Raw genomic sequence first — 13,077 nt, forward strand, 5'->3', positions numbered from 1 at the left:
AGCCCCGCAACACGTTGCGGGGCTTTTTACATTCTGCGACCGGTAAATCATGCAGTCGCAGGGATCACGCAATGAAACAGCAGGCAGGCATTGGCATTCTGTTGGCGCTTACTACAGCAATTTGCTGGGGAGCACTGCCAATAGCAATGAAACAAGTGCTGACGGTAATGGAACCGCCTACGGTGGTCTTTTATCGATTTCTGATGGCAAGCCTGGGGCTCGGTAGCATTCTCGCGATACGCGGAAAATTGCCACCTTTACGCCTGTTTCGAAAACCACGCTGGTTGGCTTTGCTCGCTATTGCTACGGGTGGGTTGTTCGGAAACTTTTTGCTGTTTAGTTCTTCGTTGCAATACCTGAGTCCAACGGCTTCTCAGGTGATTGGCCAGCTTTCCCCGGTGGGAATGATGGTGGCAAGTGTGGTTGTGCTCAAAGAGAAGATGCGCGGCACGCAAGTCATCGGCGCCATAATGCTACTTTGCGGGTTGGTTATGTTCTTTAACACCAGCCTGATAGAAATTTTTACCCGCCTGACGGATTACACTCTTGGGGTGATATTCGGTGTTCTGGCGGCGACAGTGTGGGTCACCTATGGTGTGGCGCAGAAGGTATTATTACGCCGCCTGGCCTCGCAACAGATCCTCTTTTTGCTGTACACTTTATGTACTCTTGCGCTTTTGCCGCTGGCTCAGTTGGATAAAGTTTTCCAACTCAGTCATTGGCAGCTGGCATGTTTAGTTTTCTGCGGCCTGAATACACTGGTTGGGTATGGGGCATTGGCAGAAGCAATGGCACGGTGGCAGGCGGCACAGGTTAGCGCCATTATCACGCTGACCCCGCTGTTTACTTTGCTATTTTCAGATTTATTAGCGTTAGCCTGGCCCGATTTCTTCGCCATGCCGTTACTTAACCTCGTAGGTTATACCGGCGCGTTCGTCGTGGTTGCAGGTGCAATGTATTCAGCCATTGGTCACCGTCTTTGGGGACGTTGGCGCAAAACCGAAGCTGTCCTTCCAGTACAACGTTCGGGCGAATGATTTACGGAGAAGTGAAATGAAGTTTGTTGATGAAGCAACGATCCTGGTCGTAGCAGGTGATGGCGGTAACGGCTGCGTTAGCTTCCGTCGTGAAAAATATATTCCCAGAGGTGGCCCGGACGGTGGTGATGGCGGTGATGGCGGTGATGTCTGGCTTGAGGCGGATGAAAACCTCAACACATTGATCGATTATCGCTTCGAGAAGTCTTTCCGTGCTGAACGTGGTCAAAATGGCCAGAGCCGTGACTGTACCGGTAAACGTGGTAAAGACATCACTGTTAAAGTGCCTGTAGGGACGCGTGTTATCGATCAGGGTACTGGCGAAACCATGGGTGACATGACCCAGCATGGTCAGAAGCTGATGGTGGCTAAGGGCGGTTGGCACGGTCTGGGTAACACCCGTTTTAAATCATCTGTAAACCGTACTCCGCGTCAAAAGACCATGGGTACGCCAGGTGAGAAGCGTGATATCCAGCTTGAGCTGTTGCTGCTGGCTGACGTGGGTATGCTGGGTTTACCCAATGCCGGTAAATCTACGTTCATTCGCTCTGTTTCAGCGGCAAAACCAAAAGTAGCGGATTATCCGTTTACTACCTTGATTCCAAGCCTTGGCGTAGTCCGTATGGATAACGAGAAGAGCTTTGTGGTTGCTGATATCCCAGGGCTGATTGAAGGCGCTGCTGAAGGCGCAGGCCTCGGTATCCGCTTCCTGAAGCACCTTGAACGTTGCCGTGTGCTATTGCACCTCATCGATATCGCGCCAATTGACGAATCAGATCCGGTTGAAAATGCCCGTATCATTATTGGTGAATTGGAAAAATACAGCGAGAAACTTGCTGAGAAGCCGCGTTGGTTAGTATTCAACAAAGCCGATCTGATGAGCAAAGAAGATGCCGAAGCGCGCGCCAAAGAAATTGCGACGGCGATGGGCTGGGAAGATAAATACTATCTGATCTCTGCTGTTAATCGCGAAGGCGTCAACGCACTGTGCTGGGATGTAATGGACTTTATCATTGCTAACCCGAAAGTTGCTGAGCTTCAGCCTGTGGCACCTGAGAAAGTTGAGTTTATGTGGGATGACTACCATCAACAACAACTCGACGCGGTGGAAGCAGAAGAAGACGAAGATTGGGATGACGACTGGGATGAAGATGACGACGAAGGTGTCGAAATCATTTATCAGAAATAAGACGTTATCATAAAAAAGGCCGGAGATTTCCGGCCTTTTTTTATTGGTTCTGCGATGGGATCAAGCAACTTGCTTGCAGACCAACACCATCGGTACCGTTATCCAACGCCAGTTTTCCATGATGAAGCTGGACGATTCGTTGGACAATATTCAGCCCAAGTCCACTTCCACCATAACGTTCATCCATTCGACGGAATGGATCGGTAATTGTCTGGCGATGTTTTTCGTCGATGCCCGGTCCCTGGTCTGAAACCGTGAGCTTCGCTCCGTTATCCTGGGCGGTTAATGATATCGAAATGGTACTTTTAGGCGGACTATATCGAGATGCGTTTTCCATCAGGTTACGCAACATCAGGCGGAGTAGTACGGCATCACCCTGAACGGTATTTTGACCTTCATGTGGCCAGATAATGGTTTGCTCGCGTAAGAGTACCATTTCTTCCATTTCAATCTTGAGCGGCGAAATGATGTCACGATACCAGTCAAGCGTATCGTAATGACCACTCGCCAGCGCTTGTCCGGCACGTGAGAGCATCAGCAATTGCTCAATGGTATGCATCAACTGGTCTATACGTTCCAACAGCATAGGAGCCTGCTGAACGCCTGAGTTTGCCATCAACTCGAGGTGTAGCCGAATGCCAGCAAGAGGCGTTCGTAGTTCATGTGCGGCATCTGCGGTAAATAAGCGTTCTTGCTGAATGGTATGGTTGAGCCGCGCCAGGAGTTGGTTCAGTGAGTTGGTCACAGCCACCATTTCGTCCATATCTGAATACATGGATAGCGGTGACAGGTTGTCAGCAGACCGATTTGCAAGGCTTGTGCGCAGGCGGTTCAAAGGACGGGTTATCCAGGTAATCGCCCAAAATGAGAAGAACAACGTGAAGCCAATCATCACCAGAGAAGGTACCAGTAACGACGCAATCGCTTCGCGGATTTCCTTCTCTACATGTTGATTTCGGGATTTAGCTGAAAGCGTTTCGCTAACCAGGAAACTGATTTGCTCACGGCTTTCATGCCACAACCATATAACACTAATTAATTGAAAAAACAAAAGAATAAGTGCAAGAAGCACCATCAGGCGCTGGCGCATACTGTTCATACGCGGCTATCCAGTCGATAACCCACGCCACGAATGGTTTTGATCCTGTCTTTGCCTAATTTACGTCTCAGGTTGTGGATATGTACCTCTAGCGTATTTGAACCAGGATCGTCTTGCCAGCTGTAGATATCCTGTTGCAACGTTTCGCGGTGCACAGTCTGCCCGATACGCATCATCAAACGTGTCAGTAAGGCGAACTCTTTTGGGGTGATTTCGACGGGTTGATCTTGCAATAGTACCTGCTGAGTTTGCAGGTTGAGCGTCAGATCATCATGTTGAATAAGGTTATCGCTATGCCCTTGATAACGACGGATCAGAGCCCGCGTACGGGCTTGCAATTCCGCGAGAGCAAAGGGTTTGACCAAATAGTCATCGGCACCAGAATCCAGACCATTGACGCGATCTTCCAGCGCATCGCGAGCCGTCAGTATCAGCACAGGCGTGCTGATACTACGACGCCGCCATTGCCTTAATAGTGCGGCGCCATCTTTATCTGGCAGACCAAGATCGAGAATAATCATGCCGTACTCGCCACTTTCGATCAGCGCATCAGCTTCGGCAGCGGTCGTGGCACAATCAAGCGCGTAACCCTCGGCGTTCATTGCCAGTACCAGGCCTTCCCGCAACAGTAAATCGTCTTCAACAATCAGTAGTTTCATAACTCAATTATTCTGGTAGATATCCTTATAGAGGCGGCTTTCAAAGCGCACTAACGGGATACGACGGTTACGTTGATCGGCAGGCTCGACAGCATAGCCTGACAAATATTGCACAAAGGCCATTCTTTGACCGCTGGCAGTGGTAATAAATCCAGCAAGGTTATAAACACCTTGCAGTGAACCCGTTTTCGCAGAAACTTTACCATCAACCCCGGCCTGATGAAGGCCAGCACGATATTGTAAGGAGCCGTCATAACCCGCTAACGGTAACATTGAGATAAAGTTTAGCTCGGTGTCATTTTGGGCGATGTACTGAAGTACCTGCATCATGGTGGCAGGGGAAATGAGATTGTGACGTGACAACCCAGAACCATCGACCACGATACTATTTCCTAAATCAACGCCTGCTTTCTGCCGAAGGATTTGCCGAACGGCATCTGCTCCGGATCGCCAGGTTCCCGGTACACCAAAACGGTTATGGCCGATAGTTCGAAAAACAGTATCGGCAATCATGTTGTCCGATTTCTTGAGCATAATCTTTAACAAATCGTGCAGTGGCGCGGATTGCTTACTGGCGATAACCGTACCGGGGGTATTCGATTGTGTTTGACGTAACAGGGTTCCGCTATAGCTGATACCCGCTTCTTTAAGCTCAGCTTTCAAAATCGCACCCGCGTAACTTGCACCATCTTGTATCGCGAATGCCAGTGGGAGAGGGTCTGCTCGCTGGGTCATACAGCCGGTTAGCGTAAAGCGATTTAAATCACCTGGAACGACATCTAGTTCGCAATATTGTGCATCAGGGGAACCTTTTGCGAGCGTACGAACCTGGCTGAACATCACTACCGGATAGTAAGAAGCGATACGAATAAACGCTAAATCATCCGCTTTTGGTGCGCTGTAGAGTGAAATAGAAAAACAGTTTCGGTCAACAATCGCGGCGGCTGGCGGTGCGCTAAAACACTGCGTCATATCATTCCATGGCCAGCCTGGCGCTTTGTCATGGCTGGCGAAAACCGACGTATCAACCAGCACATTGCCCTGAATTTGTTGCACACCTGATTTTTTCAGAACAGCCACCATATTGCGAATATCCTGACGTTTTAACGTTGGATCGCCACCAAATCGCGCAATAAGGTCCCCTTGCAAGACGCCATTACTGACTTGAGCATGGCTTTCAAGGGTGGTCGTGAACCTGAAATCTGGCCCCAACTGTAGGAGTGCAGCCAGAGCAGTGATGACCTTTTGAGTACTAGCAGGCAGCGCCATCTGTTGACTGTGATAGTCAATAGAGGGAGCGGGTGCACCTACTTTTTGCACCATCAAAGCCAGATTCGCACCAGCAGGCAATTGGGAGGTATAGTCTTCTACGTTGGCAGCCTGGACGCTAAACACCACAGCACTGGTCAATCCAATGACAAATCTAAAAAATCGCATAATCTCGCGGTAACAACCTGGAAACGTGCCGTCATACTACGGTGCATCGCGGTGCAAAGTAAACGATGACCCTCAGTGAACTCCAGGGTAAAATACAGGTCAATTTGGAAACCGTTCCTGGCCTGGTGCTTTGCACCGGGTCAGTTTTATTTTGCTTAGTGCCAGGGGTTTGCCTTATTTATGCAAACCAGGCTCTGGATTCAGAAGTGCCGCAGGGCAGTTCTGAACAGGAAAGTTTTGAAGAGGTATAACAATGCAACCTATTCCGATGACCCTACGTGGCGCAGAAAGATTACGTGAAGAGCTGGATTTCCTGAAGTCTGTGCGCCGCCCACAAATTATTGCCGCGATCGCTGATGCCCGCGAACATGGCGATTTAAAAGAAAACGCTGAATATCATGCTGCGCGTGAGCAACAGGGTTTTTGTGAAGGTCGAATCCAGGATATCGAAGCTAAGCTGTCCAATGCTCAGGTTATCGATATCACAAAAATGCCAAATAACGGTCGTGTCATTTTTGGCGCGAGCGTGACGGTTTTGAATCTGGATAACGACGAAGAGCAGACTTATCGCATTGTTGGCGATGATGAAGCTGATTTTAAACAGAATCTAATTTCTGTGAACTCACCAATCGCTCGTGGTCTTGTGGGTAAAGAGGAAGATGATGTTGTGGTTATCCGCACGCCGGGTGGCGATGTAGAGTTCGAAATTGTAAAAGTGGAATATTTATAATTTCTGCTACGCTTTTTTATAGCGTGGCGTATTGTAAAGAAAGGAAAAAGGCCGCATCGCGGCCTTTTATCAACTAACAGAGCGTGGCATTTTGCACACTCTCTGCTTATTTTGGCAGAGAAATCTTGCGCTCTTTAGACGGGCGATAGAGCACCAGCGTTTTACCGATAACCTGTACATTACAGGCGCCGGTTTCACGCACGATGGCATCTACAATCAAGGTTTTAGTTTCGCGATCTTCCGTTGCGATTTTCACCTTGATTAACTCATGATGTTCAAGCGCTTGTTCAATCTCGGCCAGTACCCCTTCGGTCAAACCGTTATTGCCAAGCATAACTACAGGCTTGAGCGGATGAGCAAGACCTTTCAGGTGCTGTTTTTGTTTAGTACTCAGATTCATCGTATTTTTTGCTTACTTTGGGATTGAAAACGGTTCATTCTACCGCCATCTCTACTGTATCGCCAAATCGGTTGTGCTGAGAACTCTACAGCCTGCTATTCACGATGAACAAAGTTGGAATTTGAGATGACAGGTAAAAAGCGTTCTGCCAGCTCCAGTCGCTGGCTGCAGGAACACTTTAGCGATAAATATGTAATTCAGGCACAGAAAAAGGGGTTACGTTCCCGTGCCTGGTTTAAACTTGATGAAATACAGCAAAGTGACAAACTTTTTAAGCCAGGAATGACGATTGTTGATCTTGGTGCTGCTCCCGGAGGCTGGTCACAATATGTGGTGACTCAAATCGGGAATCAGGGGCGAATCATTGCTTGCGATCTTTTACCAATGGATCCTATCGTTGGTGTTGATTTCCTTCAGGGTGATTTTCGTGATGAACTAGTCGTGAAAGCTCTGTTGGATCGTGTTGGTGACAGTAAAGTTCAGGTTGTCATGTCAGATATGGCTCCAAATATGAGCGGGACACCGGCAGTAGATATTCCTCGGGCTATGTATTTAGTAGAACTGGCACTGGAAATGTGCCGTGACGTTCTGGCCCCAGGCGGAAGTTTTTTAGTGAAAGTGTTTCAGGGCGAAGGTTTCGATGAATACCTGCGAGAAATTCGCTCCCTGTTTACGACAGTTAAAGTTCGTAAACCGGACTCTTCTCGTGCCCGCTCACGTGAAGTGTACATTGTAGCGACAGGGCGAAAACTATAGTACCCTGACGCTGTTTGTTAACACAGTTGTAATATGAGGTTAATCCCTTGAGTGACATGGCGAAAAACCTAATACTCTGGCTGGTCATCGCGGTTGTGCTGATGTCTGTGTTCCAGAGCTTTGGGCCCAGCGAGTCAAATGGCCGTAGGGTGGATTACTCCACTTTCCTGTCTGAAGTAAATCAGGACCAGGTACGCGAAGCGCGTATTAACGGACGTGAAATCAACGTTACCAAGAAAGATAGTAACCGATACACGACTTACATCCCCGTTAACGATCCTAAACTGCTTGATAACCTGCTGACCAAAAATGTGAAAGTAGTAGGCGAACCGCCTGAAGAGCCAAGCTTGCTGGCTTCTATTTTCATCTCCTGGTTCCCAATGCTATTGCTAATTGGGGTCTGGATCTTCTTTATGCGTCAAATGCAGGGCGGCGGTGGCAAAGGTGCCATGTCGTTCGGTAAGAGCAAGGCGCGTATGCTCACCGAAGACCAAATTAAGACTACTTTTGCTGACGTCGCAGGTTGTGATGAAGCAAAAGAAGAGGTCGCTGAACTGGTTGAGTATCTTCGTGAGCCGAGCCGTTTCCAGAAACTGGGCGGTAAAATCCCGAAAGGTGTGCTGATGGTTGGCCCTCCGGGTACCGGTAAAACCTTACTGGCGAAAGCTATCGCGGGTGAAGCGAAAGTACCATTCTTTACCATTTCCGGTTCTGACTTCGTTGAAATGTTCGTGGGCGTGGGTGCATCCCGTGTTCGTGACATGTTTGAACAAGCTAAGAAAGCGGCACCTTGCATCATCTTCATCGATGAAATCGACGCCGTTGGCCGTCAGCGTGGTGCAGGTCTGGGTGGTGGTCACGATGAACGTGAACAAACACTGAACCAGATGCTGGTTGAAATGGATGGTTTCGAAGGTAACGAAGGTATTATCGTTATCGCCGCAACAAACCGTCCTGACGTTCTTGACCCAGCATTGCTGCGTCCGGGCCGCTTTGACCGTCAAGTTGTGGTTGGCCTGCCAGATGTGCGTGGTCGCGAACAAATTCTGAAAGTCCATATGCGTCGCGTACCGTTGTCTCCAGACATCGATGCAGCAATTATTGCACGTGGTACTCCAGGCTTCTCTGGTGCTGACCTCGCAAACCTGGTTAACGAAGCTGCTCTGTTTGCTGCCCGTGGTAACAAACGTGTGGTCTCGATGGTTGAATTCGAAAAAGCGAAAGACAAAATCATGATGGGTGCGGAACGCCGCTCCATGGTGATGACAGAAGCGCAAAAAGAGTCCACCGCATACCATGAAGCAGGTCACGCGATTATTGGTCGCCTGGTTCCTGAACACGATCCGGTACACAAAGTGACAATCATTCCACGCGGCCGTGCGTTGGGTGTGACTTTCTTCCTGCCGGAAGGTGATGCGATCAGTGCCAGCCGTCAGAAACTGGAAAGCCAGATTTCTACGTTGTACGGTGGTCGTCTTGCTGAAGAGATTATTTACGGTGCTGAACATGTTTCTACTGGTGCGTCTAACGATATCAAAGTAGCAACATCCATCGCTCGTAACATGGTTACCCAATGGGGCTTCTCTGAAAAACTCGGTCCGTTGTTGTACGCGGAAGAGGAAGGTGAAGTGTTCCTGGGTCGTTCAGTGGCGAAAGCGAAACATATGTCCGATGAAACTGCGCGTATCATCGATCAGGAAGTTAAGCTGTTGATTGAGCGTAACTACGCTCGTGCTCGCCAGCTACTGAATGAAAATATGGATATTCTCCACACCATGAAAGACGCATTGATGAAGTATGAAACTATCGATGCACCACAGATTGATGATCTGATGAATCGTCGTGATGTGCGTCCGCCAGCGGGTTGGGAAGATTCAAACAACGGCAACAACAATTCTGACAACAATGGTACACCACGTGCACCGCGTCCGGTCGATGAACCGCGTACGCCGAATCCTGGTAATACAATGTCAGAGCAGTTGGACGACAAATAAGTCGTAACTGTCCGATGTTAATGCAGTAATCTCTATAAACCCTGGGCTTGCCCAGGGTTTTTTATTTTGGGTACAGCCTTAGTCAATACAAGGGAATCTCGATGAAACTCATAGCCCAGGGCAGCACGCTTGATCTTTCACATCCACATATCATGGGGATTTTGAACGTCACGCCAGACTCCTTTTCTGATGGTGGACAGCACAATTCGTTAGTGGAGGCCGTTAAACACGCTAACTTAATGATCAACGCAGGCGCGACGATTATTGATATTGGTGGCGAGTCGACGCGTCCTGGTGCGGCTGAAGTGAGTGTTGATGAAGAGTTATCACGAGTCATTCCTGCCGTTGAGGCAATTGCACAACGTTTTGAAGTCTGGATCTCAGTGGACACTTCCAAACCGGAAGTTATTCGCGAATCGGCGCGAGTCGGCGCGCATATCATCAATGATATACGTTCGTTGCAGGAACCTGGTGCACTTGAAGCGGCCGCAGAAACCGGTTTGCCGGTTTGTCTGATGCATATGCAGGGTGAACCCAAAAATATGCAGCAGGCACCACATTACACAGATGTCTTTGCTGATGTGAATCGATTCTTTATCGAGCAAATTGCCCGTTGTGAAGCGGCTGGCATCGCAAAAGAAAAATTGTTGCTCGACCCAGGCTTCGGTTTCGGTAAAAATCTTACACACAATTACCAACTTTTGGCCCGACTATCCGAACTCCATCACTTTGGTTTACCGTTGTTGGTGGGAATGTCGCGTAAATCAATGGTTGGCCAACTGCTTAACGTCGGGCCAGATCAACGCCTGAGTGGCAGCCTTGCTTGTGCAGTGATAGCCGCAATGCAGGGGGCTAATATCATTCGAGTTCACGATGTGAAAGAGTCAGTCGAAGCGATGCGCGTGGTGGAAGCCACACTTTCAGCGAAGGAAAAAAAACGCTATGAGTAACCGTAAATATTTTGGCACAGATGGCATTCGCGGTCGTGTAGGCGATTCCCCAATTACCCCAGATTTCGTCCTTAAACTTGGCTGGGCTGCGGGTAAAGTGTTAGCTCGTCACGGTTCACGTAAAATTATTATCGGCAAAGACACCCGTATTTCAGGCTATATGTTGGAGTCTGCGTTAGAAGCGGGCCTGGCAGCGGCGGGTTTATCTGCCTCGTTCACCGGTCCGATGCCAACACCTGCTGTTGCTTATCTGACCCGCGCATTCCGTGCAGAAGCAGGGATTGTTATCTCCGCTTCGCATAACCCATTCTACGATAACGGGATTAAATTCTTTTCTATCGACGGTACTAAATTGCCTGATGACGTTGAAGAAGCCATTGAAGCTGAAATGGAAAAAGAAATCACGTGCGTGGATTCTGCCGAGTTGGGTAAAGCCAGCCGTATCGTTGATGCTGCGGGCCGTTATATCGAATTTTGCAAAGGCACTTTCCCGAACGAGTTAAGCCTAAATGGTCTTAAAATTGTCGTTGATTGTGCTAACGGTGCGACTTATCACATTGCACCAAATGTACTGCGCGAGTTAGGTGCCACTGTTATCCCCGTTGGCTGTGAACCAAACGGCGTTAACATCAACGAAAAATGCGGTGCTACTGACGTGCGTATGCTTCAGGAGCGCGTGCTGGCTGAAAAAGCGGATATTGGTATCGCACTGGATGGTGATGGTGACCGTGTAATCATGGTGGATAACCTGGGCCATAAAGTTGATGGCGACCAAATCCTCTACATCATCGCTCGTGAAGGATTACGTCAGGGTCAATTGCGCGGTGGTGCGGTAGGCACGCTGATGAGCAATATGGGCCTCGAGTTGGCTCTTAAACAGTTAGGTATCCCGTTTGCGCGTGCAAAAGTGGGTGACCGTTATGTCCTGGAAAAACTGCAGGAAAAAGGCTGGAGAATTGGTGCTGAAAATTCAGGGCACGTGATCCTGCTGGATAAAACGACTACCGGTGATGGCATCGTTGCAGGTTTGCAAGTACTTACCGCGATGGTGCGCAACCACATGAGCCTGCATGACTTGTGCAGTGGAATGAAATTGTTCCCTCAGATTTTGGTTAACGTTCGCTTTACTGCGGGTAGCGGCGATCCACTTGAACATGACACAGTGAAGAAAACCACTGCAGAAGTGGAAGAAGCGCTGGGCAGCCGTGGTCGCGTGTTGCTGCGTAAATCCGGGACTGAACCTTTAATCCGCGTAATGGTTGAAGGGGAAGACGAAGCACTGGTTATCGAGTATGCAAATCGCATTGCTGATGCAGTAAAAGCGGTGTAAAGCATCCGCGTGTGAATTGTGTGAAAAGGCGGCGTTTGTCGCCTTTTTTCTAAGCGAAAGTGCGTATGTTGCTGTTTTTTTCCGCAGTCAGCGAAATGTGAATAAATTGCCCTTGCGCAGATCGAAGGCTTTGGTTAGTATTCTCACCCGCTTCAGTGGGTAAACTTAAACGTATCCGCTTGACTGGTTTGAAGCTTTGGCATGCGGTAATACCGCAAGGAACAGGTTGATTATGTACGAAGCTCTTTTAGTTGTTTTCCTTATTGTAGCGTTAGGCCTTGTAGGTCTTATCATGCTGCAGCAAGGTAAAGGCGCTGATATGGGAGCCTCCTTTGGAGCAGGCGCTTCCGCGACACTGTTTGGTTCAAGTGGTTCAGGTAATTTCATGACCCGCATGACCGCTGTGTTAGCAACGCTGTTCTTTATCATCAGCCTGGTACTGGGTAACCTCAATACCAACAAAACCGATAAAGGAAGTGTGTGGGATAATTTAACTCAGCCAACAAAAACTGAGTCACAGCCAGCGGCACCTACCAAGCCGAGCAGCGATATCCCGCAGTAAGTTGTCAGCATTGATGCGGTAAGAATTGATTACCGTATCCAGAGTGCCGAGGTGGTGGAATTGGTAGACACGCTACCTTGAGGTGGTAGTGCCCGATTGGGCTTACGGGTTCAAGTCCCGTCCTCGGTACCAAAATATCTGCATTTCTTGCATTTTATGCAATATCGGCGTAATATTTGCCACGTTTTCGGACGCGGGGTGGAGCAGCCTGGTAGCTCGTCGGGCTCATAACCCGAAGGTCGTCGGTTCAAATCCGGCCCCCGCAACCACTTTCCCTGAGAGTTCTTTTTCAAATATACTGTGAACACCAGTTGGTGCCTCGCGAAGAATTTAGAAAAAAATTCTCCTGGATGGTGTCCGGGCCGCTGTTGCGGTATACAGGGTTCAGTTATATAAAGCCTCGATTTATCGGGGTTTTTTGTTATCTGACTTCAGAATAACTGGGCTATATGCCCTTTTTTCATTTCTTGGGGGTGGGCTTGTCCACATTAGAGCAAAAATTAACAGAGATGATTTCAGCACCGGTCGAGGCGCTGGGCTATGAATTGGTAGGGATCGAATTTGTTCGAGGTCGCCAATCCACGCTGCGCATCTATATTGATAGTGAAGCAGGCATCAATGTTGATGATTGTGCTGATGTCAGTCACCAGGTAAGTGCAGTACTGGACGTCGAAGACCCTATCACTGTGGCTTACAACCTGGAAGTTTCCTCACCAGGCCTTGATCGCCCAATGTTCTCAGCAGAGCATTACGTTCGCTTTACTGGCGAAGAAGTGAGCATTGTGTTGCGCATGGCCGTGCAAAACCGTCGTAAATGGCAGGGTATTATTAAAGCCGTAGAAGGTGAGATGATCACGGTTACGGTGGAAGGCAAAGATGAAGTGTTCGCGCTGAGCAACATCCAGAAAGCGAACCTGGTACCCCACTTTTAATA

General features: G+C 48.8%; 13 protein-coding genes and 2 tRNA genes. 11 read left to right on the forward strand and 4 right to left on the reverse strand.

The annotated features are described in order from the left end of the window. Window positions 1–71: 71 nt before the first annotated feature. Both OH773_RS02335 and cgtA read left to right on the forward strand, forming a co-directional pair. Window positions 72–1,037, forward strand: coding sequence for a DMT family transporter (locus OH773_RS02335; protein ID WP_183270795.1), 966 nt, complete (start codon window positions 72–74; stop codon window positions 1,035–1,037). Window positions 1,038–1,053: 16 nt separating this feature from the next. Beyond that, complete coding sequence (gene cgtA / locus OH773_RS02340; protein ID WP_270142655.1) at window positions 1,054–2,226, forward strand: Obg family GTPase CgtA; 1,173 nt, start codon at window positions 1,054–1,056, stop codon at window positions 2,224–2,226. Between the two features lie 40 nt (window positions 2,227–2,266). Here the strand turns inward: cgtA and pmrB are convergent, their stop codons facing one another. Genes pmrB through dacB form a run of 3 tightly spaced genes read right to left on the reverse strand, consistent with a single transcriptional unit; the run spans window position 2,267 to window position 5,421 of the window. After that, window positions 2,267–3,325, reverse strand: a complete 1,059-nt coding sequence (gene pmrB / locus OH773_RS02345) for a two-component system sensor histidine kinase PmrB (protein WP_270142656.1) — start codon at window positions 3,323–3,325, stop codon at window positions 2,267–2,269. After that, on the reverse strand, window positions 3,322–3,984 hold the full coding sequence (gene pmrA / locus OH773_RS02350; protein ID WP_183270792.1) for a two-component system response regulator PmrA: 663 nt from the start codon (window positions 3,982–3,984) through the stop codon (window positions 3,322–3,324). The genes pmrB and pmrA overlap by 4 nt, the downstream gene beginning before the upstream one ends. Window positions 3,985–3,987: 3 nt before the next feature. Further along, complete coding sequence (gene dacB, locus OH773_RS02355; protein WP_183270791.1) at window positions 3,988–5,421, reverse strand: serine-type D-Ala-D-Ala carboxypeptidase; 1,434 nt, start codon at window positions 5,419–5,421, stop codon at window positions 3,988–3,990. Between the two features lie 253 nt (window positions 5,422–5,674). Here dacB and greA point away from each other — a divergent pair, with 253 nt between their 5' ends. Further along, window positions 5,675–6,151, forward strand: coding sequence for a transcription elongation factor GreA (gene greA, locus OH773_RS02360; RefSeq protein WP_183270790.1), 477 nt, complete (start codon window positions 5,675–5,677; stop codon window positions 6,149–6,151). A gap of 106 nt (window positions 6,152–6,257) precedes the next feature. Here greA and yhbY read toward each other — a convergent pair whose 3' ends face one another. Beyond that, window positions 6,258–6,551 (reverse strand): ribosome assembly RNA-binding protein YhbY, encoded by a 294-nt coding sequence (yhbY, locus tag OH773_RS02365; protein ID WP_008454796.1) that lies wholly within the window; start codon window positions 6,549–6,551, stop codon window positions 6,258–6,260. 126 nt (window positions 6,552–6,677) lie between these two features. Between yhbY and rlmE the strand changes: the two genes are divergently transcribed. From rlmE to rimP, 8 genes are all read left to right on the forward strand, one after another. Continuing rightward, complete coding sequence (gene rlmE, locus OH773_RS02370) at window positions 6,678–7,307, forward strand: 23S rRNA (uridine(2552)-2'-O)-methyltransferase RlmE (RefSeq protein ID WP_034459701.1); 630 nt, start codon at window positions 6,678–6,680, stop codon at window positions 7,305–7,307. A 56-nt stretch (window positions 7,308–7,363) separates the two neighbouring features. After that, window positions 7,364–9,301, forward strand: a complete 1,938-nt coding sequence (ftsH, locus tag OH773_RS02375) for an ATP-dependent zinc metalloprotease FtsH (protein ID WP_270142657.1) — start codon at window positions 7,364–7,366, stop codon at window positions 9,299–9,301. Between the two features lie 101 nt (window positions 9,302–9,402). After that, window positions 9,403–10,251 carry a dihydropteroate synthase gene (gene folP / locus OH773_RS02380; protein ID WP_270142658.1) on the forward strand — a complete coding sequence of 283 codons (849 nt, stop codon included), beginning with the start codon at window positions 9,403–9,405 and terminating at the stop codon, window positions 10,249–10,251. Beyond that, on the forward strand, window positions 10,244–11,581 hold the full coding sequence (gene glmM, locus OH773_RS02385) for a phosphoglucosamine mutase (RefSeq protein WP_183270787.1): 1,338 nt from the start codon (window positions 10,244–10,246) through the stop codon (window positions 11,579–11,581). The genes folP and glmM overlap by 8 nt, the downstream gene beginning before the upstream one ends. 232 nt (window positions 11,582–11,813) lie before the next feature. Then, the gene (secG, locus tag OH773_RS02390; protein ID WP_034459692.1) at window positions 11,814–12,143 is read left to right on the forward strand and encodes a preprotein translocase subunit SecG; all 330 of its coding nucleotides are present in this window, start codon (window positions 11,814–11,816) and stop codon (window positions 12,141–12,143) included. A gap of 45 nt (window positions 12,144–12,188) precedes the next feature. Beyond that, a tRNA-Leu gene (locus OH773_RS02395) sits at window positions 12,189–12,275 on the forward strand. Window positions 12,276–12,335: 60 nt separating this feature from the next. Next, a tRNA-Met gene (locus OH773_RS02400) sits at window positions 12,336–12,412 on the forward strand. A 210-nt stretch (window positions 12,413–12,622) separates the two neighbouring features. Further along, window positions 12,623–13,075, forward strand: coding sequence for a ribosome maturation factor RimP (gene rimP, locus OH773_RS02405; RefSeq protein WP_270142661.1), 453 nt, complete (start codon window positions 12,623–12,625; stop codon window positions 13,073–13,075). The last annotated feature ends 2 nt before the right edge of the window (window positions 13,076–13,077 follow it).

The organism is Buttiauxella sp. WJP83 (assembly GCF_027594725.1).
Classification (GTDB): Bacteria; Pseudomonadota; Gammaproteobacteria; order Enterobacterales; family Enterobacteriaceae; genus Buttiauxella; species Buttiauxella selenatireducens.

What these genes read in the sequence shown, in the direction of transcription:
- folP (WP_270142658.1), top strand. Translation starts at nt 9,403, where the DNA reads ATGAAACTCATAGCCCAGGGCAGCACGCTTGATCTTTCACATCCACAT.
- cgtA (WP_270142655.1), top strand. Translation starts at nt 1,054, where the DNA reads ATGAAGTTTGTTGATGAAGCAACGATCCTGGTCGTAGCAGGTGATGGC.
- rlmE (WP_034459701.1), top strand. Translation starts at nt 6,678, where the DNA reads ATGACAGGTAAAAAGCGTTCTGCCAGCTCCAGTCGCTGGCTGCAGGAA.
- glmM (WP_183270787.1), top strand. Translation starts at nt 10,244, where the DNA reads ATGAGTAACCGTAAATATTTTGGCACAGATGGCATTCGCGGTCGTGTA.
- secG (WP_034459692.1), top strand. Translation starts at nt 11,814, where the DNA reads ATGTACGAAGCTCTTTTAGTTGTTTTCCTTATTGTAGCGTTAGGCCTT.
- pmrA (WP_183270792.1), bottom strand. Translation starts at nt 3,984, where the DNA reads ATGAAACTACTGATTGTTGAAGACGATTTACTGTTGCGGGAAGGCCTG.
- OH773_RS02335 (WP_183270795.1), top strand. Translation starts at nt 72, where the DNA reads ATGAAACAGCAGGCAGGCATTGGCATTCTGTTGGCGCTTACTACAGCA.
- pmrB (WP_270142656.1), bottom strand. Translation starts at nt 3,325, where the DNA reads ATGAACAGTATGCGCCAGCGCCTGATGGTGCTTCTTGCACTTATTCTT.
- yhbY (WP_008454796.1), bottom strand. Translation starts at nt 6,551, where the DNA reads ATGAATCTGAGTACTAAACAAAAACAGCACCTGAAAGGTCTTGCTCAT.
- greA (WP_183270790.1), top strand. Translation starts at nt 5,675, where the DNA reads ATGCAACCTATTCCGATGACCCTACGTGGCGCAGAAAGATTACGTGAA.
- dacB (WP_183270791.1), bottom strand. Translation starts at nt 5,421, where the DNA reads ATGCGATTTTTTAGATTTGTCATTGGATTGACCAGTGCTGTGGTGTTT.
- ftsH (WP_270142657.1), top strand. Translation starts at nt 7,364, where the DNA reads ATGGCGAAAAACCTAATACTCTGGCTGGTCATCGCGGTTGTGCTGATG.